At 80.1% G+C, this 251-nt stretch carries 1 pseudogene; it reads left to right on the top strand.

Features of this window, described 5'->3' with window-relative positions:
- A pseudogene (locus tag AC0IY1_RS25470) lies at positions 1–251 on the top strand (acyl transferase); the annotation flags it as partial.

The following is a 251-nucleotide window of genomic DNA, read 5'->3' as shown; positions in this document are numbered from 1 at the left end:
CCATGGCCGAGGCGCCTGGGTGCCATCCGGCGATCCGCACCGCCGCCGACAGCGTGGTGGTGGGCGGTGCCGGCGCGGCCCTGGACGCCCTCTGCACCGAGGCGCTTGCGGCGGGCGCGGCCCGGGCCGTTCGCCTGCCCGGTCACATCCCCTCGCACACGCCGCTGCTCGCGCCAGCCGCCGAGGCCTGCCGCGAACGCCTTCAAGCCGCCCCCCTGGCGACCCCGTCGCGTCCGGCCCCCCGCCTCCGC

The sequence above is a fragment of the Methylobacterium sp. AC690 genome, assembly GCF_979256535.1.
The sequence above is the reverse complement of the archived record's forward strand: the minus strand, read 5'-3'. Positions and strand labels throughout refer to the sequence as shown.